The sequence below is a fragment of the Glaciihabitans sp. dw_435 genome (assembly GCF_018449675.1).
Classification (GTDB): domain Bacteria; phylum Actinomycetota; class Actinomycetes; order Actinomycetales; family Microbacteriaceae; genus Glaciihabitans.
The window spans coordinates 150,499-176,773 of the sequence record NZ_JAAVUZ010000007.1; the positions used below are offsets into that span (position 1 = coordinate 150,499).

General features: G+C 65.5%; 31 protein-coding genes. 24 read left to right on the forward strand and 7 right to left on the reverse strand.

The window, feature by feature from the left end; translation table 11 throughout:
* Window positions 1-51 precede the first annotated feature (51 nt).
* Complete coding sequence (trmD, locus tag HB677_RS11340; RefSeq protein WP_213815816.1) at window positions 52-753, forward strand: tRNA (guanosine(37)-N1)-methyltransferase TrmD; 702 nt, start codon at window positions 52-54, stop codon at window positions 751-753.
* A gap of 63 nt (window positions 754-816) precedes the next feature.
* Here trmD and map read toward each other — a convergent pair whose 3' ends face one another.
* A complete protein-coding gene (map, locus tag HB677_RS11345) occupies window positions 817-1,587 on the reverse strand; it encodes a type I methionyl aminopeptidase (RefSeq protein ID WP_213815817.1) in 771 nt (256 codons plus the stop codon).
* Window positions 1,584-2,231 carry a TetR/AcrR family transcriptional regulator gene (locus HB677_RS11350; RefSeq protein WP_218624643.1) on the reverse strand — a complete coding sequence of 216 codons (648 nt, stop codon included), beginning with the start codon at window positions 2,229-2,231 and terminating at the stop codon, window positions 1,584-1,586. Before HB677_RS11350 ends, map begins: the two co-directional genes overlap by 4 nt.
* 54 nt (window positions 2,232-2,285) lie before the next feature.
* Here HB677_RS11350 and HB677_RS11355 point away from each other — a divergent pair, with 54 nt between their 5' ends.
* The 6 genes from HB677_RS11355 to HB677_RS11380 all read left to right on the forward strand — a co-directional run bounded on the left by HB677_RS11355 (window position 2,286) and on the right by HB677_RS11380 (window position 5,979).
* On the forward strand, window positions 2,286-2,801 hold the full coding sequence (locus tag HB677_RS11355) for an MFS transporter (RefSeq protein ID WP_213815818.1): 516 nt from the start codon (window positions 2,286-2,288) through the stop codon (window positions 2,799-2,801).
* Window positions 2,802-3,027: 226 nt separating this feature from the next.
* Window positions 3,028-3,372 carry a 50S ribosomal protein L19 gene (gene rplS / locus HB677_RS11360; protein WP_213815819.1) on the forward strand — a complete coding sequence of 115 codons (345 nt, stop codon included), beginning with the start codon at window positions 3,028-3,030 and terminating at the stop codon, window positions 3,370-3,372.
* Between the two features lie 78 nt (window positions 3,373-3,450).
* Window positions 3,451-4,200: a signal peptidase I gene (lepB, locus tag HB677_RS11365; RefSeq protein ID WP_213815820.1), complete on the forward strand. Its 750-nt coding sequence runs from the start codon at window positions 3,451-3,453 to the stop codon at window positions 4,198-4,200.
* 5 nt (window positions 4,201-4,205) lie between these two features.
* The gene (gene lepB / locus HB677_RS11370) at window positions 4,206-4,940 is read left to right on the forward strand and encodes a signal peptidase I (RefSeq protein ID WP_213815854.1); all 735 of its coding nucleotides are present in this window, start codon (window positions 4,206-4,208) and stop codon (window positions 4,938-4,940) included.
* A gap of 2 nt (window positions 4,941-4,942) precedes the next feature.
* Window positions 4,943-5,608: a ribonuclease HII gene (locus HB677_RS11375; protein WP_213815821.1), complete on the forward strand. Its 666-nt coding sequence runs from the start codon at window positions 4,943-4,945 to the stop codon at window positions 5,606-5,608.
* A gap of 47 nt (window positions 5,609-5,655) precedes the next feature.
* Entirely contained in the window at window positions 5,656-5,979 is a 324-nt protein-coding gene (locus tag HB677_RS11380) for a DUF2469 family protein (protein ID WP_213815822.1), read from the forward strand.
* A gap of 30 nt (window positions 5,980-6,009) precedes the next feature.
* On the opposite strand, the gene HB677_RS11385 is transcribed toward HB677_RS11380, so the two are convergent.
* The gene (locus HB677_RS11385; RefSeq protein ID WP_213815823.1) at window positions 6,010-7,455 is read right to left on the reverse strand and encodes an MFS transporter; all 1,446 of its coding nucleotides are present in this window, start codon (window positions 7,453-7,455) and stop codon (window positions 6,010-6,012) included.
* Between the two features lie 313 nt (window positions 7,456-7,768).
* Between HB677_RS11385 and HB677_RS11390 the strand changes: the two genes are divergently transcribed.
* The 4 genes from HB677_RS11390 (at window position 7,769) to HB677_RS11405 (ending at window position 11,902) form a co-directional block, all read left to right on the forward strand.
* The gene (locus tag HB677_RS11390; RefSeq protein ID WP_213815855.1) at window positions 7,769-8,125 is read left to right on the forward strand and encodes a YraN family protein; all 357 of its coding nucleotides are present in this window, start codon (window positions 7,769-7,771) and stop codon (window positions 8,123-8,125) included.
* Window positions 8,125-9,657, forward strand: coding sequence for a YifB family Mg chelatase-like AAA ATPase (locus tag HB677_RS11395; RefSeq protein ID WP_213815824.1), 1,533 nt, complete (start codon window positions 8,125-8,127; stop codon window positions 9,655-9,657). Before HB677_RS11390 ends, HB677_RS11395 begins: the two co-directional genes overlap by 1 nt.
* 2 nt (window positions 9,658-9,659) lie before the next feature.
* Window positions 9,660-10,874 (forward strand): DNA-processing protein DprA, encoded by a 1,215-nt coding sequence (gene dprA / locus HB677_RS11400; RefSeq protein ID WP_218624658.1) that lies wholly within the window; start codon window positions 9,660-9,662, stop codon window positions 10,872-10,874.
* Between the two features lie 65 nt (window positions 10,875-10,939).
* Window positions 10,940-11,902 carry a phosphodiesterase gene (locus HB677_RS11405; protein WP_213815826.1) on the forward strand — a complete coding sequence of 321 codons (963 nt, stop codon included), beginning with the start codon at window positions 10,940-10,942 and terminating at the stop codon, window positions 11,900-11,902.
* Here HB677_RS11405 and HB677_RS11410 read toward each other — a convergent pair.
* The 3 genes from HB677_RS11410 to HB677_RS11420 all read right to left on the reverse strand — a co-directional run bounded on the left by HB677_RS11410 (window position 11,899) and on the right by HB677_RS11420 (window position 13,802).
* A complete protein-coding gene (locus tag HB677_RS11410; protein ID WP_213815827.1) occupies window positions 11,899-12,240 on the reverse strand; it encodes a hypothetical protein in 342 nt (113 codons plus the stop codon). The two genes, HB677_RS11405 and HB677_RS11410, sit on opposite strands and share 4 nt — an antisense overlap.
* Before the next feature lie 89 nt (window positions 12,241-12,329).
* The gene (locus HB677_RS11415; protein WP_213815828.1) at window positions 12,330-12,941 is read right to left on the reverse strand and encodes a DUF3887 domain-containing protein; all 612 of its coding nucleotides are present in this window, start codon (window positions 12,939-12,941) and stop codon (window positions 12,330-12,332) included.
* 90 nt (window positions 12,942-13,031) lie between these two features.
* Window positions 13,032-13,802, reverse strand: coding sequence for a GntR family transcriptional regulator (locus HB677_RS11420; RefSeq protein WP_213815829.1), 771 nt, complete (start codon window positions 13,800-13,802; stop codon window positions 13,032-13,034).
* Between the two features lie 38 nt (window positions 13,803-13,840).
* Here HB677_RS11420 and HB677_RS11425 point away from each other — a divergent pair, with 38 nt between their 5' ends.
* Together HB677_RS11425 and HB677_RS11430 are read left to right on the forward strand one after the other, a co-directional pair.
* Window positions 13,841-15,124, forward strand: a complete 1,284-nt coding sequence (locus HB677_RS11425; RefSeq protein WP_213815830.1) for an MFS transporter — start codon at window positions 13,841-13,843, stop codon at window positions 15,122-15,124.
* Between the two features lie 130 nt (window positions 15,125-15,254).
* Window positions 15,255-16,154 carry a tyrosine recombinase XerC gene (locus tag HB677_RS11430; RefSeq protein ID WP_213815856.1) on the forward strand — a complete coding sequence of 300 codons (900 nt, stop codon included), beginning with the start codon at window positions 15,255-15,257 and terminating at the stop codon, window positions 16,152-16,154.
* Between the two features lie 54 nt (window positions 16,155-16,208).
* On the opposite strand, the gene HB677_RS11435 is transcribed toward HB677_RS11430, so the two are convergent.
* The gene (locus tag HB677_RS11435) at window positions 16,209-16,784 is read right to left on the reverse strand and encodes a M23 family metallopeptidase (protein ID WP_213815831.1); all 576 of its coding nucleotides are present in this window, start codon (window positions 16,782-16,784) and stop codon (window positions 16,209-16,211) included.
* Window positions 16,785-17,161: 377 nt separating this feature from the next.
* Between HB677_RS11435 and rpsB the strand changes: the two genes are divergently transcribed.
* The 11 genes from rpsB to HB677_RS11490 all read left to right on the forward strand — a co-directional run bounded on the left by rpsB (window position 17,162) and on the right by HB677_RS11490 (window position 26,264).
* On the forward strand, window positions 17,162-18,232 hold the full coding sequence (rpsB, locus tag HB677_RS11440) for a 30S ribosomal protein S2 (RefSeq protein WP_213815832.1): 1,071 nt from the start codon (window positions 17,162-17,164) through the stop codon (window positions 18,230-18,232).
* Between the two features lie 10 nt (window positions 18,233-18,242).
* Complete coding sequence (gene tsf, locus HB677_RS11445) at window positions 18,243-19,070, forward strand: translation elongation factor Ts (RefSeq protein ID WP_213815833.1); 828 nt, start codon at window positions 18,243-18,245, stop codon at window positions 19,068-19,070.
* A 97-nt stretch (window positions 19,071-19,167) separates the two neighbouring features.
* A complete protein-coding gene (gene pyrH, locus HB677_RS11450; protein WP_213815834.1) occupies window positions 19,168-19,881 on the forward strand; it encodes a UMP kinase in 714 nt (237 codons plus the stop codon).
* Between the two features lie 149 nt (window positions 19,882-20,030).
* Window positions 20,031-20,585, forward strand: coding sequence for a ribosome recycling factor (gene frr / locus HB677_RS11455; protein ID WP_213815835.1), 555 nt, complete (start codon window positions 20,031-20,033; stop codon window positions 20,583-20,585).
* Complete coding sequence (locus tag HB677_RS11460; protein ID WP_213815836.1) at window positions 20,585-21,550, forward strand: phosphatidate cytidylyltransferase; 966 nt, start codon at window positions 20,585-20,587, stop codon at window positions 21,548-21,550. The genes frr and HB677_RS11460 overlap by 1 nt, the downstream gene beginning before the upstream one ends.
* 14 nt (window positions 21,551-21,564) lie before the next feature.
* On the forward strand, window positions 21,565-22,116 hold the full coding sequence (locus HB677_RS11465; RefSeq protein ID WP_213815837.1) for a DivIVA domain-containing protein: 552 nt from the start codon (window positions 21,565-21,567) through the stop codon (window positions 22,114-22,116).
* A gap of 138 nt (window positions 22,117-22,254) precedes the next feature.
* Window positions 22,255-22,815: a lytic transglycosylase domain-containing protein gene (locus HB677_RS18845; RefSeq protein WP_307852573.1), complete on the forward strand. Its 561-nt coding sequence runs from the start codon at window positions 22,255-22,257 to the stop codon at window positions 22,813-22,815.
* 37 nt (window positions 22,816-22,852) lie between these two features.
* Complete coding sequence (locus HB677_RS11475) at window positions 22,853-23,452, forward strand: lytic transglycosylase domain-containing protein (RefSeq protein ID WP_213815838.1); 600 nt, start codon at window positions 22,853-22,855, stop codon at window positions 23,450-23,452.
* A 20-nt stretch (window positions 23,453-23,472) separates the two neighbouring features.
* On the forward strand, window positions 23,473-25,209 hold the full coding sequence (locus tag HB677_RS11480) for a sodium:proton antiporter (protein WP_213815839.1): 1,737 nt from the start codon (window positions 23,473-23,475) through the stop codon (window positions 25,207-25,209).
* A 9-nt stretch (window positions 25,210-25,218) separates the two neighbouring features.
* Entirely contained in the window at window positions 25,219-25,521 is a 303-nt protein-coding gene (locus tag HB677_RS11485) for a hypothetical protein (protein ID WP_213815840.1), read from the forward strand.
* Between the two features lie 35 nt (window positions 25,522-25,556).
* Complete coding sequence (locus tag HB677_RS11490) at window positions 25,557-26,264, forward strand: alpha/beta hydrolase (protein ID WP_213815857.1); 708 nt, start codon at window positions 25,557-25,559, stop codon at window positions 26,262-26,264.
* The last annotated feature ends 11 nt before the right edge of the window (window positions 26,265-26,275 follow it).

Consider the following 26,275-nt stretch of genomic DNA (forward strand, 5'->3'; position numbering starts at 1 on the left):
GAAACCACATCGGCGCCTCTTTCCGTATCCACCACCAGCTAGGGTCAAAACGTGCGCATCGACATCGTCACGATCTTCCCGGAGTTCTTCTCCGTGCTCGACGTGTCCCTCATCGGCAAGGCCCGCCAGTCGGGACTCATCGAGCTCGCCGTCCACGATCTGCGGGATTCCACCCACGATCGTCACCGCACGGTGGACGACACCCCGTACGGCGGGGGTGCAGGCATGGTCATGAAGCCCGAGCCGTGGGGCGAAGCGCTCGATGGCATTCTGCAGGCGGATGACCCGGGCGCAGGGTCATCCAGCGTCGTGATCTTTCCCTCACCCGCCGGCGAACCGTTCACGCAGGCGATCGCCCGCGAACTGGCGCTTGCACCGCACCTGGTGTTCGGGTGCGGACGCTACGAGGGAATCGACCAGCGCGTCGTCGAGCACACCAAGACCCGCGCCACGGTGCGCGAGATCAGCCTGGGTGACTACGTGCTCAATGGGGGAGAGGTCGCCGCGATGGCGATGATCGAGGCCATCGGTCGTCTCGTTCCCGGAATGGTCGGCAACCCCGAGTCGCTCACCGAGGAGAGCCACGAAGCGGGGCTCCTTGAGTACCCGAGCTACACCAAGCCCTCGGTCTGGCGCGACCTCGACGTGCCGCCGGTGCTGCTCAGCGGTAACCACGGTGCCATCGCCACGTGGCGGCACGAGCAGCAGCTCGAGCGCACGCGTCGCGTTCGCCCGGACCTGCTGTCCGAGTAGCCGCGGGCTGTCAGATGCCGGCCGTCAGCCGTCAGCCATTAGCCACCGGCCACCAGCCGCCGGTTACTGGCCGCGGGCCGTCAGGACGACGGTTCCGGAGTCAGTGACCGCCACCGTGTGCTCGAAGTGCGCCGCGCGTGATCCGTCGGCGCTCCGCAGGGTCCAGCCGTCGCTGTCGGTGTAGATCTTGTCGGTGCCGAGCATGAACCACGGCTCGATGGCGAAGACGAGTCCGGCGCGCAGCGGCACACCGCGTGCGGGCCGTCCATCGTTCGGAACGTGCGGGTCGCTGTGCATGGTGCGGCCGACGCCGTGTCCGCCGAAGTCGGTGTTCACGCTGAAGCCCGCCGCATGCGCAACAGCGCCGATGGCGGCGGAGACGTCACCCATGCGTCCGCCGGGCTTCACCGCGGCGATGCCCGCCTGCAGTGCGCGCTCGGTGACCTCGATCAGCCGCAGGTCTTCGTCGCGTGGGGTGCCCACGACGATGGTGATCGCGGAATCGGCGACCCAGCCATCGACGGATGCCGCGAAGTCCAGGCTCAGCACGTCGCCATCCTGCAGCCGGTAGTCGTGGGGGAGACCGTGCAGCGCCGCGTCATTGACCGACGTACAGATGTACTTACCGAAGGGGGATGCCCCGAACGACGGGTGATAGTCGACGTAGGAGCTGATCGCCCCACGCTTCTTGATCATGTCGCCGGCGATCTTGTCGAGGGCGAGCAGATTCACTCCGACGGCCGCTGCAGCCGAGGTGGCGTCCAGCACGCTTGCGACGAACTTCCCTGCCGCGCGCATCTGGTTGACCTCGGCGGGGGTGCGGATCTCGATCACAGGGCACCCGGGAAAGCAGAGATCGTGTTGAGGTAGTCGCGTGCCAATTCGTGGGCCTTTCGGATGAACCGCTCGTCGCCGTGGCGATCGAGGAGGAATGCGCGCTTGAGCAGCGCGTCTTCGATTTCGATGAGCACTTCGAGGTCGAAGATGAGCTGCCCATCGGGGGCAAAGTTGTACTTCTCGCCGAGGATTCCGGCGAAGGCGCGAGCGAGCACGCCGTTGTTACTCATCGACGGATCGAGGAACCTGTCGGCGATGATGTCACCGAAGCGCAGGGACCTAAAGCCCGGCTCGCTGCGGTTGAGCGCCACGTAGGCATCCAGCACCGGATCGAGCGCTGTGCGCCACTCGCTGGCCTCGCCGTCGAGCGAGGCGTAGACCATGTCGTTGAACCGTTCCATGTTCCGCGCGGCAAGGGCACGAAGGAGCGACTGGATGTTCGGGAAGTACCGATAGACAACGCCGACGGATGACCCGGACCTGGTGGCAACATCGCTGGTCGTGAGGCTGTCGATACCGTCGGCGTCGATCAGCTCGGCGGCAGCGTCGAGCAGCAGTGAGATGCGCTGCGCGCTGCGTTGCTGAACCGGCTCCGTGCGGACCAGATTGCTCACTGACGGGATTTCCGGCTGGTCGTTCATTGCAGAATGTCTTTCGTTTGGGTGCGTCACTACTGCTGAAGATACCCTTAACGCATGTTGTATCGCCGGATTCTCTACCGTGGCCAGTTTGTCGCTGCCGTGCTGCTCCCCACCTGGGTGCTCATCGGTCGCGGCGTCATCGCCAACGGTGTTGGGTGGGAGTTTCTCGTCTACGTGGTGGCCTGTCCGTTCCTCTCCATCGCGATGCTCGCCGTCGGCGGACTGATCTCCGCGCGCACGTCAGTACGCAGGACGCGCACGGTCTCCCGGTACGACGCGGGGCTTCTCACGGTCTGGTACCTCGCGATCATCAGCTACGGCCTCTGGGCCTACACCGCACTGGCAGTGCTCGTCGTCGTGCTCTCGGTCGTGGGCTTCTGGCTCGCCGCATGGCAGCTCTTCACAGAGACGCGGTCACGATTCCGCGGCCTGATGGACGGCTTCGAGCAGGCAGCGCGCCTTCCCGGGCAGCCGGGCTACGGCGGTCCCGTGGGTGGGGGCGAGACCCGCGACGGCGAGGCTCCCCGCGTAGTCATCATCAATCCGGATGACCCGGGCCCGACGCGCTGACGGCCGCCCCGGGGCATCCACTCTCCGCACTAACCGCAGGGTAGTAACCCGCGCGCCGTCGGCACTGCCGGGCTCATTGGTGTAACCGGCTCGTTTATGACAGAATTACCCGTTGCGCCATGTTTAGGTTCTGCCACAGGGGAACCAATCATTACTTCGGTGCAATCCAACTTCTGATCTACTAATCCGTGATCGACCCGTGGCGGTTACAGAGAGCGAAATACTCATGAGTCATCTCCTGTCCGGTGTCGACGCGGCATCGCTGCGTTCCGACATCCCGGAATTCCGCGCCGGCGACACCGTCAAGGTGCACGTAAACATTATTGAAGGCACCCGCGCCCGCATCCAGGTCTTCCAGGGAGTCGTTATCGGCCGCCAGGGTGACAGCGTCCGCGAGACCTTCACGGTCCGTAAGGTCAGCTTCCAGGTCGGCGTCGAGCGTACCTTCCCGGTGCACTCCCCGGTCATCGATCACATCGAGGTCGTCACCCGCGGTGACGTTCGTCGCGCCAAGCTGTACTACCTGCGCGACCTGCGTGGCAAGAAGGCCAAGATCAAGGAAAAGCGCTAACACCAGCGCGTTCCCGACGCTTTTTGAATTACACCTGAGCTCCCTGCCTTTACACTTGGCAGGGAGTTCAGGGGTTTAATGACAAGCGAAGTGCACGAGGTGGGGCAACCCACTCTCGAATCAAAAAAGCCGCGGCAGCCACGGGGAGTGAAGCTCTTTCTCCGGGACATCCTGATCATCGTTCTGGTCGCGCTTCTCATTTCTTTTCTGATCAAAACCTTTCTGATCAGGTCGTTTTTCATCCCGTCTGAGTCGATGGAAGACACCCTCCTGGTCAACGACCGCATCATCGTCAATCAGCTGGAGCCCGGCCTCATGCCGATCCATCACGGCGATGTCATCGTCTTCACCGATCCGGGTGGATGGCTCGACACCCAGCCGGTCGTGGCCAAGAACCCGATCGCGGCCGCCGTCGACAGCGCTCTCGGCTTCGTGGGTCTCAGCGCGACCGACAGTAACGACCACCTGATCAAGCGGGTCATCGGCTTGCCGGGGGATCACGTCGTGTGCTGCAACGAATTCGGTCAGCTGACCGTCAACGACATTCCGATCGACGAGCCGTACACGGTGCTGCCGACGACAACGTCGAACGCGACGCCGGAGACCTTCGACATCACGGTGCCGGCGAAATCGTTGTGGGTGCTCGGCGACAACCGCTATTTCTCAGCCGACTCGGCATACCATCACCAGAACGAACCCGGTCACGAGTATGTTCCGTATTCCGATGTTGTGGGGCGCGCTGTGTTGATCAGTTGGCCCATCAGCAGGTGGAGCATGCTGGACAACTACCCCGTGGTGTTCCGCGATGTCGAGGATGAGAGCAAATAGGCGTGATGACTGTGAACCTGCTGGGCAGCAGGAAGCGCGATAAGCCGCGGCCGAAGAAGGGCGGGCCGTTGCGGTTCGTCCGTGATCTCGTGATCATCGTCATCGCCGCCCTGCTGATCTCGTTCCTGATCAAGTCGTTCCTGTTCCGGTCGTTCTACATTCCGTCAGGCTCGATGGAAAACACCCTGCAGATCAACGACCGCATCATCGTCAATGAGCTCGTGCCCAACGTCGTCCCGCTCGAGCGCGGTGACGTTGTGGTGTTCAAGGATCCGGGTGGATGGCTCGAGGGCACGCCCGTCGTCGAACAGAGTCCCCTCGACGCCGCCCTCACCTTCATCGGCCTCGGCGCCGGCGACAGCAACGACCACCTCATCAAGCGAGTCATCGGACTGCCGGGAGATCACGTCGTCTGCTGCAATGCCAACGGCCAGCTGACCGTCAATGGCGTGACGCTCGCGGAACCGTACGTGAAGGTTGCCAGCGGCGCCAAGGTTCCGACCGTCGTTCCGTTCGACATCACCGTGCCCGCCAAGTCCCTCTGGGTCATGGGGGATAACCGCGACAACTCGCGTGACTCGCGGTACAACACTGACTCTTCCGGCGGGCCATACGTGCCTTATTCTGATGTCGTCGGGCGCGCATTTGTCATCACGTTCCCCGTGAACAGGTGGACGTGGCTCGACAACTACCCGAGTGTTTTCGGTGATGTGAAGGACGCGAAAGTCGTGAGCAAGTAACGATGGCGGTTGCGGATCCCACCCTCGAATTCGAGGCTGAACTGCACGCGGGCGGCGCCCGCTACGTGATTGGGTGCGACGAGGTTGGTCGTGGCGCGATCGCCGGACCCGTCGGCGTCGGACTCTGCGTGGTCGATGTCGAGATCGGGACCCATCCGGAGGGGCTTCGCGACTCCAAGATGCTCAGCGAGAAGCGACGCGAGGCTCTTGCCCCGCTCGCGGCGAGCTGGGCGCTCTACAGCGCCGTCGGTCTGGCCACTGCCGAGGAGGTCGACAGCGTCGGAATCATCCGCGCCCTCGGCCTCGCCGGCAAGCGTGCGCTCGGCCAGCTCCACGCCGCCGGGGCAAGCATTCGCGAGAGCGTGATTCTGCTCGACGGATCGCACGACTGGCTGACCCCGTCACTGTCAACGCCGCTGCACGTGCGCACGCGGGTCAAGGCCGACCGCGATTGCGCGTCCGTGGCCGCCGCCTCCGTCGTGGCCAAGGTGCACCGCGACCGTCTGATGATCGACGCCGATGCCGTGCATCCGGGATACGGCTGGACGGGCAACAAGGGGTACGGGTCCGCCGGACACTACGAGGGCCTCGCGACCCTCGGGCCATCGCCCCTGCACCGTCTCACCTGGCTGCACTCTGCTCCCGACGAAGCCGAGGACGTCGCGTAATCCCACGCCGCACCAGTCGGCCGAAAGCGGCCTAGACTGATCGCAGCATGGAAGAAGACGAATTCGAAGACTACGACCGCGAGGTCGAGCTTGCCCTATACCGGGAGTACCGCGACGTTGTTTCGCAATTCCGGTTCGTCGTCGAGACCGAGCGTCGGTTCTACCTGGCCAACGAGGTCACCCTCGTCCGCCAGGACACCGAGCACGACTTCTACTTCGAGCTCACGATGAACGACGTGTGGGTGTGGGACGTCTACCGTTCCGACCGCTTCGTGAAGTCGGTCCGCGTGCTGACGTTCAAGGACGTCAACGTCGAGGAGCTGTCGGCGAAGGAACTCGAGCTTCCCAAGGAACTCGCGCTCGACGAGTAGCGACACCCGGCTGTTCGCTCCACCGAATGGCTAGTCCTCCAACGCGCGCCCACGAAGGTCGGGCAGCGCGAGGGCGGCGATCGCCGCGATCACAAACACGCCCGCAAACACCGCGAACGGCAGCGCCGTACCACCCGCCGCGCTGAGCAGCGGAACGCACAGCGGCGCGAGAATCGACGCAAGACGGCCGAATCCCGCCGCCCAGCCGGCACCCGTCCCGCGCACCCGCGTCGGGTACAGCTCGGGGGTCACGGCGTAGAGCGCGCCCCAGGCGCCCAGGTTGAAGAACGACAGCAGCGAGCCGAACAGCAGGATTTGCCACACCTCGCCCGCGCTCGCAAACAGTCCGGCCGACACCGCGGACCCGGCGAGGAAGACCGCCAGCGTCGTGCGCCGGCCCCACTTTTCGACGAGCCAGGCAGACGCCGCATATCCGGGCAGCTGGGCGATCGTGATGATGAGCGTGTACTCGAACGAACGCACCAGGGGGAAACCCGCCGCCACGAGCAGGGTCGGCAACCAGATGAATGCGCCGTAGTAGGCGAAGTTCACGCAGAACCACACGATCCACAGGGGAATGGTCCTCCGGCGCAGCGCCGTGCTGAACAGCGCCGAGATGCGTGGCGCCGCGGTGGGCGCGGTATCGGCCGCGTCCGGTTCGGTGAGCGGTGCGGCAGCGGGATGAGCGGATGCCCCGGCGGGCGTCACGCCAGCCGCCGGGGTGCGCGCGGCCGCGGCATCCTCGAAGTCCCTCACTATGGCCTCGGCCTCGTGGTGCCGACCCCGCAACTCGAGGAATCGCACGGACTCGGGCAGCTTCAGCCGGACGAAGATGGCCCACACCGCGGGCACGGCGCCGATCGCCAGGGCCCAGCGCCAGCCGTCGTCTCCGCGCGGAACGACGAGGAATCCGATGAGGGCAGTCACCGTCCAGCCGATGGCCCAGAACGATTCGAGAATCACGATGATGCGGCCGCGGATGCGTGCGGGCGCGAATTCGCTGACCAGGGTCGATGCGATGGGTAGCTCCGCGCCGAGGCCGAGCCCGACGACGAAGCGCAGTGCGATGAGTGCACCCACCGACCACGACAGCGCCGAAACGCCGGTGGCGGCCCCGTAGACCAGCAGGGTGAGAGCGAACACCTGCCGGCGGCCGAGCCTGTCGGCGAGCAGACCGCCGAGACTCGCACCGATGGCCATGCCCAGGAACCCCGCCGACGCGACCCACGACAGCTGTGCAGCATCGGTCTTCCACACCACCACCAGTTGCGCGAGGACGAACGAGATGAGTCCGACGTCCATGGCGTCGAGCGCCCACCCGATTCCGGATCCGGAGAGCAACCGGGTGTGTTTGCGTGTCCACGGCAGGACGTCGAGGCGCTGCGACCGGGTGGGAGCCCGGTCGGCGGGGGTGCTGGTGGGGGTGTTGACGGTCACGGATGTCCTCCGAAGGTGCGGATGGTGGGGCGGTTCCATCCAACGCCGGTCGCCCCATCGGTGTCGGCTGATGGGTGCCCGCGGGCGCCTCCGTTACCCTTTCGTTACCAAAACGGTTCGGGATGCCTCGCTGCACAGTCATCCCGAGATACCCTCGTTACCCACCCCTGCGCCGGTCGCCCCGCCCCCGTCCTCCCTGCTTCCACTCGCGAACCTTCCACCGTCCTCTCCTCTCCACCTCCGCCCCTGTTCCGAGACGCTCCCGTCCTCCCCACCTGCCCGCAGTATCCCGTTGTCCACGGATCCCGCAGCCCCGGACATCCCACTCCCGCTTCCCGGCACCCTCGTAGACATGGCGGCAAAGGATGACCTCGGCAGACGGGGCGAAGCGATCGCGGCAGAGCACCTGACGAAGAGCGGGATGCAACTCATCGAACGCAACTGGCGGTGCTCGCAGGGCGAGATCGATATTGTGGCGCGAGCGGGAAGCGAGCTCGTCTTTGTTGAGGTTAAGACGCGGTCGGGCACGTCATTCGGCCATCCGCTCGAGGCGATCACCACACGCAAGCTCGCCCGGCTGCGACGTCTGGCGGCGGCGTGGTGTGCTGCGCATCCCGGCGCCGCGGCCGGGGTGAGGATCGACGCGATCGCCGTCCTGCTCCCGCGCGTCGGACGTGTCGAGATCGACCACGTCGAGCGGATCTTCTGATGGCGCTCGGACGCACGCAGGCGGTCTCACTTCTCGGCATGCGCGGTGCGATCGTCGAGATCGAGGCGGACATCTCGAGCAACCTTCCCGCGTTCGTATTGATCGGTCTTCCGGACACGGCTCTCAACGAGGCGAAAGACCGGGTGCGTGCGGCGGCGACGAATTCCGGTTGCGCGTTGCCGCACCGCAAGATCACCGTCAACCTGTCCCCGGCTGCCCTCCCGAAACACGGTTCGGGATTCGATCTCGCCATCGCGTTGGCCTCGCTTGCCGCGGCCGGCATCGTGAGACCCGAGTCCATTGACCGCGTTGTCCATCTCGGCGAACTGGGGTTGGACGGACGCCTCCGGCCGCTGCACGGGATACTCCCGGCGGTGCTGGCCGTCTCACGGGCGGGATTCCGCACGGTGATGGTTCCGACAGGCAATGTTGACGAGGCATCCCTCGTCCCGGGCGTGCGGGTCATCGGTGTGTCCTCATTGCGGGAGGCGGCAATCTGGCACGGCGCGCGCTTCGATCCGCGCCCGGTGGAACCGATCCTTTTTCCCCCGCCGGTCGAGACCTCCCGGGACGACGGCGACCTCGCAGACGTCATCGGCAACGAAGATGCGGTTGAGGCGATGCTGGTTGCTGCCGCGGGAGGGCACCATGTCTTTCTCCTCGGGCCGCCGGGTGCGGGCAAGACCATGTTGGCGGCGCGGCTGCCCGGGCTACTTCCCGACCTGGGTCCCGAGGCGGCGCTGGAGGTCAGTTCCATACGGTCGCTGAGTGGGATGCCGGTCGGCCAGACGCTTGTGGCGCGACCGCCCTTCGAGAGCCCGCATCACACGGCGACGGCGGCGGCGCTCCTGGGCGGCGGGAGCGCTGTCATCCGTCCGGGTGCCGCTGCACGCGCCGCCAACGGCGTGTTGTTTCTCGACGAGGCTCCGGAGTTCTCCGGCGCGGTGCTGGACGCCCTGCGGCAACCGCTCGAATCGGGTGTCATCAGCATTCACCGGGCGAACGCGGTCGCGCAGTACCCGGGCAGTTTCCAGTTGGTGATGGCGGCAAACCCGTGTCCCTGCGGGCAATACGGGGCCCGCGATTCCGACTGCACCTGCGGGCCCAGCGTTCGCCGGCGGTATCTCGGACGTATCTCCGGGCCGCTGCTCGACCGCATCGACATCCAGCTCCGCGTACAGCGAATCACGTCGGCGCAGCTGCGCATGTCCAGCGAGCGACCCCACATCACGACTGCCGAAGCACGCGAACGCGTTCGGGTGGCGAGGTCCCGCGCACGGGAGCGCCTGTCTTCGACTCCGTGGACGCTGAACAGTCAGACCACGGGCACCTGGCTCCGCGGAGAGGCGCGACTTCCCTCTGTCGTGACCGTGTCCATCGACCGTGCGCTCGAACGGGGAGGCCTCACCATGCGCGGATACGACCGGGTACTCCGGGTCGGCTGGACATTGAGCGACCTCGACGGGACACCCACACCAACCGCCGATCACATCGGGCGGGCGCTCTACCTGAGGAAGGCGATGGCATCGTGAGCATGTTCGGGCTGAAGGAAGCCGATGTCGCCACCGCGGTGCGCGCGGTCGCCGGCGCCGATCTTGACCGTGACGGCATCTCCGAACGTTTCGCCCGCGCAGCCTGGACGGGGATCGCCGAACCGGGTGATCGCATGGCCGGTCTCGTCGTGGGGACCCTGGGTGCCGCAGAGGCTCTCGCCCTCGTACTCACGGATGCGGGAACCGTGGTGCTTCACGACCGACTCCGCGCGGCGGGCGTCGAGTCGCTCGCACCAGAGGACCTCGGCAAGGCACTCGCGCGCTGGCAACCCCGCGCGGATCCCAGTGGCGCTCTGTTCGCGATGCGTCAGGCGGTGCGATTCGGCGCACGACTGCTGACTCCGGATGACCCGGGCTGGCCGTCATCCCTTGACGACCTCGAACTCCATGCCCCCGTAGCCCTGTGGACGCGGGGCGTCGCCGAGGCGCTTGATGCCTTGCCGGCGTCGATCGCGCTCGTGGGAGCCCGCGCCGCCACCGGATACGGCGAGCACGTCACGATGGAGGCATCCGCCGGGCTGGTCGATCGGGGCTTCGCGATTGTCTCCGGTGCCGCCTACGGCATCGATGGGATGGCCCACCGCGCGGCGCTCGCCAGCAACGGCATCACCATTGCCTTCCTAGCCGGGGGAGTCGACAGGTTCTACCCCGCCGGTCACGATTCCCTCCTCGCGAGAATCGTCGAATCGGGTGCGGTGGTGTCCGAGCTGCCCTGCGGGGAGCCGCCCACGAAGTGGAGGTTCCTCCAGCGCAACAGGCTCATCGCGGCCTCGAGCGCCGCCACCGTCGTGCTGGAGGCGGGCTGGCGCTCCGGATCTCTGAACACGGCCGGGCACGCGTCAACCCTCGGCCGGCCGCTCGGCGCGGTCCCGGGTCCGGTGACCTCGGCGGCGTCGGCGGGCTGCCACCGGTTGATCCGGGAGTTTGATGCTGTCTGTGTCACGAACGCCGACGAAATGGCGGAGCTCGTTCCCCGTACCCCGGTGGACGAACTCACCTTTCCCGCAACGGGTCGCACCTCCGACGAGACCCGCGTGCTTGACGCGCTCAGCGCCCGGGCGCCCCGCAATGCTGGCGACATCGCGGCCCGGGCGGGTCTGGCCATCACGACGGTGCAGTCGGTGCTCGGACGGCTCGAACTGGAGGGAGTGACGAGCGAACGGGAGAGGGGGTGGATCAGGAGCCCGAGCAGGTAACCCGGGGGGACCGCATTCGTGAACTACCGTCGTGTCTGCGGGTTCATCGGGGATAGCCTGAACCCGTGGCTCAACTTGGACAGTATCCCGACCCCCAGCACGTGATCGCGCACATCAGTGACACGCATTTTCTCGCGAACGATGCTCTGCTCTACGGGACGGTGGATACGGAGGCGAACCTCGTTCGCGCCCTCGAACAACTCGAGCGCTCAGGCATCCGCCCGGAGGCGCTCGTCTTCACCGGAGACCTGGCAGATCTCGGCGAACCGGCCGCGTACACCCGCCTGCGCGAGTTGGTCGACCCGGTCGCTGCGCGTCTGGGTGCGGAGGTCATCTGGGTCATGGGTAACCACGATGAGCGCCTGCAGTATTCGCAGCTGCTGTTCGGCACCGAGGGGTCCGAGGCACCGCAGGATCGGGTCTACGACATCGGTGGGCTCCGCATCATCTCGCTCGACACGACCGTGCCCGGCTACCACCACGGCAGCCTCACCGACGAGCAACTCGAGTGGCTCGGCGAGGTTCTCGCAACACCGGCTCCCCACGGAACCCTCATTGCGGTGCACCATCCACCGATCCCGACGCCGCTGGTGCGCGCGATGCAGATGCTCGAGCTGCAGGGTCAGGACCGCCTTGCGGCTGTCGTGCGGGGAACCGACGTCCGTGGCATCCTCGGCGGTCACCTCCACTACTCCACCCACAGCACCTTCGCGGGCATTCCCGTCGCCGTCGCCGCGGCCACCTGTTACACGATGAACCTCACGGAGCCGAAGCGGCTCTACTCCGGTGCCAACTCCGGACAGTCGATGACCATCGTCTCGGTGTACGACGAACAGATCGTCCACTCGATCGTCCCCATCGGCGAAACAACCGAAATCACCGGCTTCCCCGATGATCGCCTTGACGAGATCGAGAGAATGACCCTCGAGGAGCAGCTCGAGATGTTCTCCAAGAAGCTCTCCCCGTTCAATACGGGTGGGGAAGCGGATGTCCCTGCCGCCGGCGCCGGTCCGGACGAAGACGCCTAACCGCGGCCCGTCCCCACGGCGGAACGATCCTCGATGGCCGCGCCAATCGCGGCAGCGGTGGCCCCAGGGTCCTCGACGTCCACGACCAGCTGCGCGTAGCGATTGGACCGGAGGTCAATTACGAGCGCGGGATAGCCGTACCGATGCGCCCACCACGACCGCCTGCCCTGGCTGATCATGTTTCCGGCCAGGAGTCCCGCTGCCGCCGTTCCACCGATCCGAAACCGCACCGGCACGCGGCGGTCGGGCCGCGTGGTGACGGTGCACCCGAGGACGTGGTCGAGGGACACAACGAAGTGCCCTCTCAGACTGAGGAATTTCCATATGCTGCGAGGCACGACGATAAGGCTGTCGTCCCGGATCCACACGGCTGCGGAGCTCCTGCCTGGAGGCGCCACGAACCCGACAGGGCTCTTGCTCCCGGGGGTCATGCCGTCGGCTCAGACGGAAGGATGTACAGCCCTGCGATCGAATGATCATCGTGAAAGGAGATACGCGCGATGAAGTCTCCGGCCTCGAAGGCCAGGGGAGTGTTGGTGATCGTGATGTCTGCCGCCCGCGTCGCCTCGGGGACCCCGTGCCCTTCGTAGGCGCCGGCCATTCCGATGACCTGCGCCCAGGCGGCGGCGAGTCCGTCTGAGGTGAGCCCGCTGTTCATCTGTGCGTCGAATCGGGACGTGACCTCCGTCCAGCGGCTCATTGCCAAAGCGTCGATGATGCTCTCGGCGAGGGAAGTGGCTTCAGCAAGGGGTGTGGTGCTCATGGTTGCTCCTGTTCGTGGATCGATGGGCTTACCAAATCGTTGAAAGGCGGCCTGTCGGGTGACGCCAAGCACGTCGGCAACGTCCTGCCAGGTGCGACCGGTCGCGCGGGCGTGTTCGACGGCGGCTGCGACCAACGTGGCCGAGTGCGCCTGAATCGCCAGCGCCGCCCGTAACCGATCGAGGGCGGGTTCGTCCCCGGTGTATGCGGGGGACACGAATAACCGGTCGATCTCGTCCCGAATGCGAGCTCCGGCTGAATCGAATGTGTCGGTCATCTGTAAAGATTACCTTTACAGCGGGTCGATGTCATCCGTCAATTGCGGGCGCCGCACCCGAAAGATTGGTGCCTCGCCAGCGGCGCTGTGTCACCGCGCGTCACCCGCGATGGTCATGCCGCTGGCGCGCAAGCCAACACGGTTGGCGTTCAGCGACTCGAGAAGCCGCTGCTGGGTCGCACGCAGATGCTGCACGACGGCGAGTTCCGCACCGGCCGGGTCCCGCGATCGGAGCGCATTGGCGATGGCTTCGTGCTCGTGCAGGGCGCGCTCCCGTGACTCGGCGGACCGCACCTCGAGCCAGCGGGTGCGATACAACCTCGTCAGCACACCCTCCAGGGCGGTGGCGAGGAACGTGTTTCCCGAGAGGGATGCGAGCTCCCGGTGGAATCCAGTGCCTGTCCCGAGGCCGTCGTCAGCGGATGACGCGGACGACAGGGTCATCACCAGCTCCGCGACCCCCGCCAGATCGTCGTCGCTCGCCCGCTCCGTTGCCAGGCGCACGATGGCGGTCTCGAGCACCTCGCGGAACTCGGCCAGCGTCGCCAGCTCATCGAGGTCGATCGGCGCAACCGTCCATCCACGGGGGTCGCGGCTGACGAGACCCTCGGATTCCAGCCGCATGAGCGCGGCACGAATGGGAGTGCGGGATGCCCCGAACTGGGGTTCCAGCCCGCGTTCGCTCAGTCTCTGCCCCGGAGCCAACTCCAGTGACAGCACCGCCTCACGCATGCGGGCATAGAGGTCGGGCGCCGGGCGCTCGGCCGCCAGCGCTGTGGCCGGTGTTGCTGCTGCGGCCGGTGTTGCTGCGGCCCGGGTCGCTGTTGCGGCCGCGGTGGCGCGGTCCTCGCTATCGACCATCGTTGTCCTCCTGATTGGTATACCAGTATGGTATCCCAATGAAGTCGTTGCCCGATGTCCGAGCAGGTGTGCCCACGCCCACGGGAAATCCCTGGATCATGCTTGCGCTCGGCGTTCTCGCTCAGGCGGCAGGCACGGTACTGCTCAGCACTCCCGCCTTCCTCATCCCCCTGTTACACACCGAGCGAGGTCTGCCCCTGCCACTCGCCGGCTTGCTTGCCGCGACGCCCACGATCGGGATGGTGTTGACGCTGATCCTGTGGGGCGCGCTCGCCGACCGCGTCGGGGAGCGCTGGGTGATTGCCGGCGGCACCGCACTGGCTGCGCTCGCCGCGGGTGCGGCAGCCGCGACATCCGCAAATTATGTGGTCCTTGGCATCTTCTTCCTGCTGGGCGGTGCGGCAGCTGCCAGCTCAAATGCGGCGAGCGGCCGGCTTGTGGTGGGGTGGTTCCCGCGGGAACGTCGGGGGCTCGCCATGGGCATCCGACAGATGTCGCAGCCGCTCGGAGTAGCCATCGCGGCCGTCACCATCCCGGTGCTTGCCGAACGCGACGGCATTGCCCCGGCGATCCTTGCGTCGGTGGTTTTTTGTGGTGTGCTCGCTATTGCCTGCGCCATCTTCTTGCGTGATCCCCTGAGGCACCCCCGCGCCGCCGCGACGAAGGCGGTTGAGTCGAACCCGTACCGGGGGAGCTCGCTGCTGTGGCGGATCCATTCGGTTTCCCTGCTGCTGGTCGTTCCGCAGTTCACCCTGTCCACCTTCGGGCTTGTGTGGCTGATCGCCGACCAGCACGTCACCGCCGCACTCGCCGGGGTCGTCATTGGGCTCTCGCAGTTCGTCGGCGCTGTCGGCCGTATCGGTGCCGGTGTACTCAGCGATCGGGTAGGCAGCCGGATGCGACCCTTGCGGTGGGTCGCTATCGCTGCGGCCGTTGCCATGATCGTCCTGGCGGGTCTCGATTGGCTTGAGTGGCCATTCGCCATCGTCGCGATGGTGCTGGCCACGACAATTTCTGTCGCGGACAACGGTCTCGCCTTCACCGCGGTAGCGGAGATCGCCGGTCCGCACTGGTCGGGTCGGGCCCTGGGAACCCAAAACACCGGGCAATACATTGCCGCTTCTGCGGTGGGTCCGGTTGCGGGCGCGCTCATCGGTCTCGTTGGGTACCCGTTGACGTTCGTGGCATCGGCACTGTGCGCCCTCATCGCGGTTCCGCTTGTTCCGAACTACGACGAGGGCGCCGACCGGCATGCCGTGCCGACTGGGGGAGCGGGAACGGAGCACGTGCCCGCGACGGGCACCGGCCACGCGCGGGCCTGACCGGTGACCGGCAGTGGCGACGCCCGTGCCCGACCGGCGACCGGCAGTAGTCAGGCGCGGGCCTGACCCACTCGACCCCGCCGCGACGCGCCTCCCGGCACGGCGGCCACCGGTGAGTGACGATAAGGGAATGGAACTGCACCGGGCGATCGAGGACTTTTCGATCTATCTCGCCGCCGAACGCGGTTTCAGCCAGCACACCGTCCGTTCGTACCGGTCCGACCTCGGTGATCTCGCCGGATTCGCCGCCGAGCGGGGGGTCACTTCCGCCGAACAGGTGGATCTCGAACTACTGCGCGACTGGCTATGGCGCGGCTCCAACGCCGGTCTGGCCAAGACGACCCTCGCCCGGCGGTCGGCGTCTGCGCGTGCTCTCTCGGTCTGGCTGGCGCGCACCGGGGTGGCCCCCGCCGACGCCGCAGCACGGTTGCGCGCGCCGAAGGCCGACAAGCATCTTCCCCGGGTCCTCACGCGTCCACAGATCGATGGTTTGCTCGACAGTCTCATCGCCCGAGCTGCTGAGGAAGATGTCAACGCCGCCCGCGATCTCGCGATCGTCGAGTTGCTGTACGCCTCCGCCCTGCGTGTCAGTGAAGTGGTGGGTCTCGACATGGTCGACGTCGACATGGATCGAATGACGGCTCGGGTCACCGGAAAGGGTTCGAAGGAACGCATAGTGCCCTTCGGCATTCCCGCACACCGCGCCATCGCCGGCTACCAGGCGCTCCGACACTCCCTCGCGAAGGGGCCGACACCGGCGCTCTTCCTCGGAGTGCGCGGTGGACGCATCGGATCCCGCGCCATCTACGAACTCATCGCGGGTCTGTTGGCAACCATCCCCGGATCCGGACCGGCGGGGCCACACACCCTGCGTCACACCGCGGCCACCCACCTTCTCGACGGGGGAGCCGACCTGCGATCGGTGCAGGAGATGCTCGGCCATGCGAGCCTCGGCACCACCCAGCTCTACACGCACGTGTCGGCCGAACGGCTCAAGGAGAGCTACCGCACGGCTCACCCCCGGGCATAGCGGCTCCTTTCCCGGGCATCCGAGCGGCTGTTCGACTGTGCATGCTCCGCCACGTCATCTCAGGGGTAGTAGTACGGCTGGAGGAATGCCGCCGAAGTAATTCATGGGGGAGACGTACTCACCATTGATACGTACGCCGAAGTGCAGGCATGTCTGCGTGCAGTGGCCCGGTTGCACGGCGCCCAGCATCTGTCCCGCGGTCACACTGTCGCCAGCGTGCAGCGCGGACACCACCGGCTCGTAGCTGGTGAGCACGCCACCGGGGTGCTCGATGGACATAAGGGGTCGGTCCACCACGACTCCAGCGAAATGCACGATTCCCGCCGCGGGTGCTATCGCGGAGGTCCCCGCCGCCATGTCGATGCCACGGTGGCCGGCACCATAGCGGGAAGCGGGCGCAATGAAGGGACGAAGGATGCCCCGGGGCGCGTCCGTCGGCCACACCCAGTGCTCCGTCGTGGCGGAGGCCGGAGCGACGAGGGGCGCGATGGTGACGTGGGGTGCGGTGGTGACGTGGGATGAAGAGCGCGCGGTGGTGACGTGGGGTGCGGCAGTGACCTGGGGCGAGGAGCCGGCGGTGGCCCCCGGCAGCAGCAAGGTCAGGGCGAGAATGGCGGCGGTGCGAAGCATCCACTTATCCTCATCGAGCCGCTCGACAAGGAAACGGGAGGTGACTCATCCGTGGATAATTGATGCTGTAGCACCGCGGGGGGGAACAGGATTCCCACCCGCCATAGTGTCGTGCGTAAATGCGCGGCGCGATGCTATGATTTCCTCAGCGTCCCGATGACTCGGGATGACTACGCGTGCCCGCTGCAATCAATCGGACCCAGTTCGTGAGAATGCGCTACCCCATCCAATCAGTCTCTGACAGTCATGCCCAGCATGATGAATCGGAGCGGATGCGCGCCGGGCACCAGGATTCGCACCAACCGGTGCGATAACAACTGATTCGGCGTGTTTGAGCCTGCCCTGAAAGCGGCGCCCGCCAGTAAAGGAGAACGGCCATGGCCGTCGTAACCATCCGCCAGCTGCTTGACAGCGGCGTCCACTTCGGACACCAGACCCGTCGTTGGAACCCGAAGATGAAGCGCTTCATCCTGACCGAGCGTTCGGGAAGCCACATCATCGACCTTCAGCAGTCGCTGACCCACATCGACAAGACGTACGACTACGTCAAGGAGACGGTTGCCCACGGTGGCACCATCCTCTTCGTCGGAACGAAGAAGCAGGCTCAGGGCTCCATCGCCGAGCAGGCCACCCGCGTCGGCCAGCCCTACGTCAACCAGCGTTGGCTCGGTGGACTCCTCACCAACTTCCAGACGGTTTCCAAGCGTCTTGCACGCATGAAGGAACTCGAAGAGGTCGACTTCGACGACACGACCCGCGGTTACACCAAGAAGGAACTTCTGATCCAGAAGCGCGAGCTCATCAAGCTTCAGAAGAGCCTCGGTGGTATCCGTAACCTCACGAAGACCCCGTCTGCCGTGTGGATCGTCGACACCAAGAAGGAGCACCTCGCCATTGACGAGGCTCACAAGCTTGGTATCCCGGTCATCGCGATCCTCGACACCAACTGCGACCCCGACGACGTTCAGTACCCGATCCCGGGTAACGACGACGCGATCCGCTCTGTTGGCCTGCTGACCCGCATCATCGCGGACGCGGCTGCCGAGGGACTCATCCAGCGTCACCAGAAGCCCGAAGAGGGTGCAGAGGTCGAGCCTCTCGCCGCATGGGAAGCCGAGCTTCTCCAGGCGTCCGAGACCCCGTCCACCGAGGCCGAGAAGATCGAGGCCGTTGACGGACTCGTCGCATCGACCGAGGCCGACACCGCTGCTGTTGCAGAGGTCGTCACCGCTGAGGCTCCCGTCGAGGAGAACGACGCTGACGCAGTCGCCGCCGCTCACGAGGCCGACGCTGACGAGACCCTCGTCCCCGTCCACGCTGTCGAGTCGGATGCCGCAGCCGAGGCCAAGATCGAGGCAGAGGCAACTCCCGCCGAGAAGAAGCCGGCTGCTGCAAAGCCCGCCAAGAAGACCCCGGCCAAGGCTGACGCCGCCGCCGAAACCAAGTAAGGAAGTCACGATGGCAGATTTCAAGCTGGAAGACCTCAAGACGCTGCGCGAGCAGCTCGGTACCGGCATGGTTGAGACCAAGAACGCGCTCGTCGAAGCGGGCGGTGACCTCGAGAAGGCCACCGAGCTGCTGCGACTGCGTGGTGCAAAGAACAACGCGAAGCGTTCGGACCGTTCGACCAGCGAGGGCCTCATCGCCGCGCAGGACAACGGCACGAGCACGACGCTGATCGAGCTCGCGTGCGAGACCGACTTCGTCGCCAAGAGCGACAAGTTCATCGCACTCGGCAACAAGGTTCTCGAGGCTGTTGCAGCCGCGGGCGCCACCACGGTTGAGGAGGGCCTCGCGGCCTCCGCCGGCACCCAGAGTGTCAGCGACCTCATCGGTGACGAAGCCGCGATCCTCGGAGAGAAGATCGAGCTTCGCCGCATCGAGCTGCTGAAGGGCGATCACTTCGCCGTTTACCTGCACCGCACGAGCCAGGACCTGCCCCCGCAGGTCGGCGTTGTTGTTGCCTACTCGGGTGACGACGCTGAGGTTGCTCGCAGCATCGCGCAGCACATCTCGTTCGCGAACCCGGCATTTGTTTCTCGCGAAGAGGTCCCCGCGGCCGACGTCGAGAATGAGCGTCGTATCGTCGAGGAGATCAGCCGTGGCGAGGGCAAGCCCGAAGCCGCACTGCCGAAGATCATCGAGGGTCGCCTCGGAGCGTTCTACAAGCAGGTCGCACTGCTTGAGCAGGACTACGCTCGCGACAACAAGCTGACGGTCAAGAAGGTCGCTGAAACGGCCGGACTGACGATCACCGGCTTCGCCCGGTTCAAGGTCGGCGCGTAACACGTGAAATAACGGGAGGTCCGGGACATTGTCTCGGACCTCCCTTTTTTACGCCCAACAGCAATACCCTGTAACGAGCCAGCACGAGGAGCACCCCATGACAGACCAGCCCAAACGACGCGTACTCCTCAAGCTTTCGGGTGAATCCTTCGGCGGGGGATCCCTCGGGGTCAATCCCGACGTGGTCAGCACCATCGCCAAGGAGATCGCCCTCTCCGCGCAGACCGTCGAGGTCGCCATCGTCGTCGGCGGCGGCAACTTCTTCCGCGGTGCGGAACTCAGCCAGCGCGGCATGGACCGTGGTCGTGCCGACTACATGGGCATGCTCGGAACCGTGATGAACGCCCTCGCCCTGCAGGACTTCCTCGAGCAGGCCGGAGCCGCCACGCGCGTGCAGTCCGCCATCTCGATGACGCAGGTCGCCGAGCCCTACATTCCCCGTCGCGCGGAGCGCCACCTCGAGAAGGGGCGCGTCGTCATCTTCGGCGCTGGCGCCGGCCTTCCCTACTTCTCCACCGACACGGTCGCCGCCCAGCGTGCGCTCGAGATCGGTGCGGACGTGGTGCTCGTCGCCAAGAACGGTGTAGACGGTGTGTACACGAGCGACCCGCGCATCGATGCATCCGCTACCAAAATCGAAGAGATCACCTACCAGGAAGCGCTCGTCGCGGGCCTCAAGGTCGTCGATTCCACCGCGTTCAGCCTGTGCATGGACAACAAGATGCCCATGGTCGTCTTCGGTATGCACCCCGAGGGCAACGTCGCGGCCGCCATTCGCGGCGATCGCATCGGCACGCTGGTCAGCGCATAGCGCCCACTAACTGAAAACTACGAGCGCGACGGGACGAGTGGATGACCCGGGCCCCGGGTCATCCACTCGATCCCCTTCGCGCTCTCGGCTGGATCGCATTATTGGTTCTCGGCTAACAACTAAACTCATATCGACACAAAGGAGCTGCCGTGATTACCGACGTATTGGCCGAGGCCAAAGACAAGATGAGCAAGGCCGTTGAGGTCGCGAAGGATGACTTCGGTTCCGTTCGCACGGGACGTGCAAACCCCGCGCTGTTCCAGAAGGTTCTCGTCGACTACTACGGTAGCCCCACGCCTCTCGGCCAGCTCGCGTCGCTGCAGAACCCCGAAGCGCGCACCCTGATCGTGACGCCGTACGACAAGACGGCGCTCAAGGAGATCGAGAAGGCACTCGTCAACGTTCCGAACCTCAGTGCCAACGTGGGCAACGACGGTGAAATGGTGCGTGTCACGCTTCCCGAGCTCACGCAGGACCGCCGCAAGGAGTTCGTCAAGATCGTGCGCGGCAAGGGCGAAGAGGCCAAGGTTGCCCTGCGTAACATCCGCCGCAGCGCCAAGGACGGGCTCGACGCCCTCAAGAGCGACACCGGCGAGGACGAGCTGAGCCGCGCCGAGAAGGAACTTGAAGCCATCACCAAGGTCCACGTGGACGCGATTGATGAAGCCCTCAAGCGCAAGGAAATCGAGCTGCTCGAGGTCTGATGACGGATGCGCCGGACGGCCCGTCACCCCGCTTGTCCAAGCGGGGGCGTTCGCGCGCCGAATTTGAGGCATCTGTCGCCGATTTCGAAGCGCAGGTGCGAGCGACAAACGCTCGGATAGAGAAGCGAACGGGCCGCAACCTGCCGCTGGCGATCGGTGTGGGTCTAGTGCTGGGGTTCGGGCTGTTGTTCAGCCTGATCTTCCTCAAGTTCATCTTTGTCATCTTCGCGGGCGCACTACTGGTATTCACGGCGTTCGAGCTGGCAAGCGCCCTGCGCTTCGCCGGGCGCGACGTCCCGCGGATTCCCACGGTAATCGCCGGTCTCGTCGTGGCGCCGGCATCCTTCTTCTGGCACGCCAACGGCCAATGGTTGTCCCTCCTCGCGGGAATTGGTCTTGTAACGCTGTGGCGGCTCGCTGAGTCGCTGGTGAAGCGACACAGGTCGACCGGCGCTGACCTGGTGAAAGACCTGGTCGCTGGCATCTTCGTACAGTCGTATGTCGTGTTCCTCGGGAGTTTTGCACTGTTGCTCGCGGGACAGGACGCGGGCGGCGGCAAGATGGGCGGCCAGTGGTGGACCCTCGGGTTCCTGATCGTCGTGATCTCCACCGACACGGGCGCGTACGCGAGTGGTCTGCTCTTCGGTAAGCACCCGATGGCGCCGCGTATCAGTCCCAAGAAGACCTGGGAAGGCTTCGCCGGATCCATGACGGTTGCGGCGATTGCCGGCATCCTCGTCTCCACGCTCATGCTGGGGGAGCCGATTTGGTTCGGCATCATCTTCGGCATCGTGATCGCTCTTGCGGCGACCATGGGAGACCTGACGGAGTCGCTCATTAAACGCGACCTCGGTATCAAGGACATCAGCACCTGGCTGCCTGGTCACGGGGGTTTCCTCGACCGTCTTGACTCGGTTCTTCCCTCGGCCGCAGTGGCCTATGCGCTCTACCTCATATTCGGGTAGGGCAAGATAGTCGGGTGAGCACAACTTTCCCCCGTTCCCGTCGGTCTCGCCCCGGTTACAACGTCGACCAGGTCGAAGACTTCCTCGAGGAGGCCCGGACTGCGTATTCCGCAGCGCCCGGCGAGCCCACCATCGTCAGCGCCGAGAGCATTCGCCGTACCGCCTTCGATATCGAGAAGGGCGGCTACTCGACGACGCACGTCGATGCGGCCCTTGAGCGCCTCGAGGATGCCTTTGCGGCCCGCGAGCGTGAACGAGTCATCGCCGAGGCTGGCGATGACGAATGGTTCAGCAAGGCTCGCGCGACCGCACAGGCCGTGCTCGATCGCCTGGACCGCCCCGAAGGCCACCGGTTCAACCGGGTTAACTTCCTCGTTGCTGGCTACAGCACCAAGGATGTCGATGCCTTCGCGAATCGCCTGACGAAGTACTTCCAAGACGGTAAGCCGATGAGCGTTGATGAGGTGCGCGGAGCCGTTTTCCGCACCCGTCGAGGCGGATATTCCGAGGCTCAGGTAGACCTTCTGCTGGACTCGGTCATCGATGTAATGCTGGCAGTGCGCTGACCGCGCTTCGAATTTTTGGGTGTTTTCGGCTAGGCTCGTTTCTCAATGGGTAGGCACTTAGACATCGCTACCCCCCAGGCACAGCCGTCAGGCGCCGGGGGAAGCATTTCGAGAACGCGGATTCGCAACGCGTGGCACATGCCACTGCTGGCAGCCGCCGCTACTGTTGGCCTCGTGCTGGTACTGGTCGTTGACCCGTACTCGGGCACGTATGCCAACGCCGCGGAGGTTCCCGAGCAGCCGGCCACCGTCGATTCCCAGACGGTCGTTGTTGCCGGTGACTACGACACCGACGTGAAGCGTGACAGCTACAAGGTGGTCATGCCGCCGAAGCCCACGCCGGTCGCCGTGGCCGATTCTGGCGGAGACGCCGTCGCTCCCGTTGCCGGCACCCCGGATCCCGGCTCCGCCAAGGCAATTGCGAAGTCGATCCTCAAGTCCAAGGGCTGGGGAAGCACGCAGTACAACTGCCTCGTCTCGCTCTGGAACCGCGAGTCGGGCTGGAATGTCTACGCTGCCAACCCGAGCGGCGCTTACGGCATCCCGCAGGCTCTTCCCGGAAGCAAGATGGCCTCCGCCGGTTCCAACTGGCAGACGAGCGCCCGCACCCAGATCACGTGGGGCCTCGGCTACATCGAGGGTCGCTACGGCACTCCGTGTGGAGCCTGGGGACACTCGCAGTCTGTCGGCTGGTACTAGTTCCTCGCACGGCGGTCGTTAGCTAAGCTCAGTTTCTATGGGCAGGCACCTGATTGTCGCGGCATCCCGGCCACCGGTCCGGCGCCCTCAGCGATCTCCGCGTCGTCTGCCTGCGATAGTTGTCGCCTCGGCCGCGACGATGGGACTCGTGCTGGTGCTGGTCGTCGACCCGTACTCGGGCGTGTACGCCAACGCAGCGGAGGTGCCCGACGCACCCGTAACGGTGGAGTCTCAGGCTCTGCGGGTATCGGGCGACTACGACACAGAGGTTGCCCGCGATGACTACAAGGTCGTCCTGCCGCCCGAGCCTTCCACCGCTGTCTCGGGCACTCCCGATCCGGGCTCGGCCAAGGCGATAGCCAAAGTGATGCTGAAGTCCCGCGGATGGGGGAGCACCCAGTACAACTGCCTCGTGTCGCTGTGGAACCGCGAGTCCGGTTGGAATGTGTATGCCGCCAACCCGAACGGTGCCTATGGCATCCCTCAGGCATACCCGGGAAGCAAGATGGCGTCCGCTGGCAGCAACTGGCAGACAAGCGCCGTCACACAGATCACCTGGGGGATCGGGTACATCCAGGGACGGTACGGCACTCCCTGCGGAGCGTGGGCACACTCGCAGGCGGTCGGCTCCTACTAATCACCGGTTAAACTGAGGCCATGGAACTGGCCCTGTTCGGCGTGATCGGTGCAATTACGATCGTCGCCGCGGGCGTGTTCAGCAAGAAGCTGGGGGTCGCGGCACCCCTGCTACTGATCCTCATCGGGTTCGGGTTCAGCTACATCCCGGGCGCCCCCGTCGAGATCGAGCCCGACATCATTCTGCTGGGCCTGCTCCCGCCCATTCTGTACTCCGCCGCGCTGAACGTCCCGGTGGTCGACTTCCGCCGGAACTTCAGCAGCATCTCGGCACTCAGCGTGATTCTCGTGCTGGTGACAGCGTTCATCACCGGCTACGTCCTCTACCTGATCTTCCCCGACCTCTCGCTGGCTGCCGGCATCGCCATTGGTGCGGTCATCAGCCCAACAGATGCGGTGGCCGCCACTGCGCTGGGTAAGCGACTGGGGTTGCCGCCGCGGCTCGTCACGATCCTCGAGGGCGAAGGGCTCGTCAACGACGCGACGGCTCTCGTGCTCCTGCGCTCCGCGACGGCAGCCATCGCCGCGACCGTCAGCTTTTGGGGCGCGGTGGGCGACTTCGCCTACGCCGTGGCCCTGGCTGCAGTGATCGGTCTCGTGGTGGGAATCGTCACGGTGTTTGTGCGTACCAAGCTGCACGATCCCATCCTCGACACCGCAATCTCCTTTGCGGTGCCATTCATCGCGTTCATCCCCGCGGAGCACTTCCACGCGAGCGGCGTCATCGCGGTCGTCGTTGCCGGCCTCTACTCGGGCCACAGCAGCGGCAAACGATTCTCTGCCCAGGCGCGGATCTCCGAGCGGCTGAACTGGCGAACCGCGCAGTTCGTGCTCGAGAACGGCGTTTTCCTCCTGATGGGGTTGCAGGTCAGCACACTCATTGGCGATGTGCAGGAAGATTCCCTCAGCGCGGAGAACGCTATCGTGCTGGGTCTGCTCATGACCCTGCTCGTCATACTGATCCGGTTCTTTTTCGTCGGACCGCTTCTCATCATTCTTCGCCGACGCGCGGCGCGCGCCGAGCGTCGACAGAACCGGTTCGGGGAAATGCTAGCGCGTCTCCGGGCGCGGGTCGATCTTTCGGGGAATCTCCTAGCCCGCACCGACCGCGCCCAGCGTGTCTACAACCGCAGGCAGGTGGATATCGAGCAGCTTCGCGCCGAGGGCTTTGGCTGGCGCGGTGGAGTCGTCCTCAGCTGGTCGGGAATGCGCGGGGTGGTAACTCTTGCAGCCGCCCAGTCACTTCCGCAGAGCATCCCGTACCGCCCGCAGCTGGTTCTCATCGCGTTCACGGTCGCGGTCGTGACGCTGCTGGTGCAGGGCGGAACGCTGCCGGCACTGATCCGTTGGACGGGGATTCGTGGCACCGACCGCGCGGCAGACCGTCGCGAGCTTGCCAGCCTGCTGGATGAGATCGGCGAGGCGGGCATCGAGGTTCTCGAGAGTCCCGAGTTCCAACTGCCGGATGGCGAAACGATCGACCCCGCCGTGATCGAGCGGGTGCGCCACGACACGCTGCTCAGCTCCGAGTCGGCCTGGGAGCGCGCAGAGCACGGTGCGGGCGTCGACGGGCTCGTGCACTCGCCACAGCGCCAGTACAGGGCATTGCGGCGTGAGGTTCTCGATGCCGAGCGGGAAGCGCTCCTCGAGGCGCGGTCGACGGGGGCATACCCCTCGCGCATTCTCGAGCGGGCACAGACCATGCTGGATCTCGAGGAAACCCGGCTCGAGCAGATCGACAACCCAAGCGGCACATAAGCTGGGAGCATGCCCCGTTCCAATCGTCCCCGCGGAAGACGCCCGGGAGGCGGAGACGACGAGGAAGTCAACCTCAACCGGGCACTCTTCGGCCAGCGCACGACGGAACGGAAGCGCGACGCCCTGTGGAACGTGCAGCCCCTCGCCGCGACATCCGCCAATAAGCACTACACCTGCCCGAGTTGCGGCCTGGACATCGCCCCTGGCGTCGCGCACATCGTTGCGTGGCGGGCGGACGGACTCATGGGGGAAGCGGATGACCTCGCGGCACGCCGCCACTGGCACTCCCATTGCTGGAAGATCAAGCCGTAACCGGCCCAACGGGTAATGAGGACACGACCGTGAGCATTGACATTCGCGGCGGGGTAGAACTCCCCGCCATTCGCGAAGACATCGAGTTGCACACCTCCGACGGGCTCACGCTCGTGGGGGAGCTGGCGATGCCGCTGTCGGGCACGCCGATCGCGACACTGGTGACTCTGCACCCTCTTCCGACGCACGGCGGGTTCATGGACTCGCACATCATTCGCAAGGCGGCGGCCCGGTTGCCCGCTCTGGCAGACATCGCAGTGCTGCGATTCAACTTCCGCGGGGTGGAATCTCCCCGGGGCCGTTCCGACGGATCCTTCGGTGACGGAATCGACGAAGCGGAAGACCTCGCCGCCGCGATGGTGTTTGTTGCAGAGCGGGGGCTGCCGGATCCGTGGCTCCTCGGCTGGTCATTCGGCACGGAAGTGGCATTGAAGTATGGACAGCGGCACCCCATCGCCGGCGTGATCCTGTTGTCACCGCCGCTGCACCGCGCGAAGGACTCCGATGTCGCCGCGTGGGCCGACGCGACGGTGCCCGTGGTCGCGATCATTCCGGAACTGGACGACTATCTGCGTCCCGTCGAGGCAGCACAGCGGTTTGCGGTAGCGCCCAACATCGAGCTCGTCAACGTCGAGGCGGGCAAGCACCTGTGGGTGGGCGAAACCCAGACGTACCGGGTGCTGACCGAGATCGTGGCGCGGGTCAATTCCGCGGCACTGCCGCTGCCGACGACCTGGGAGTAGCCGGAACCCCG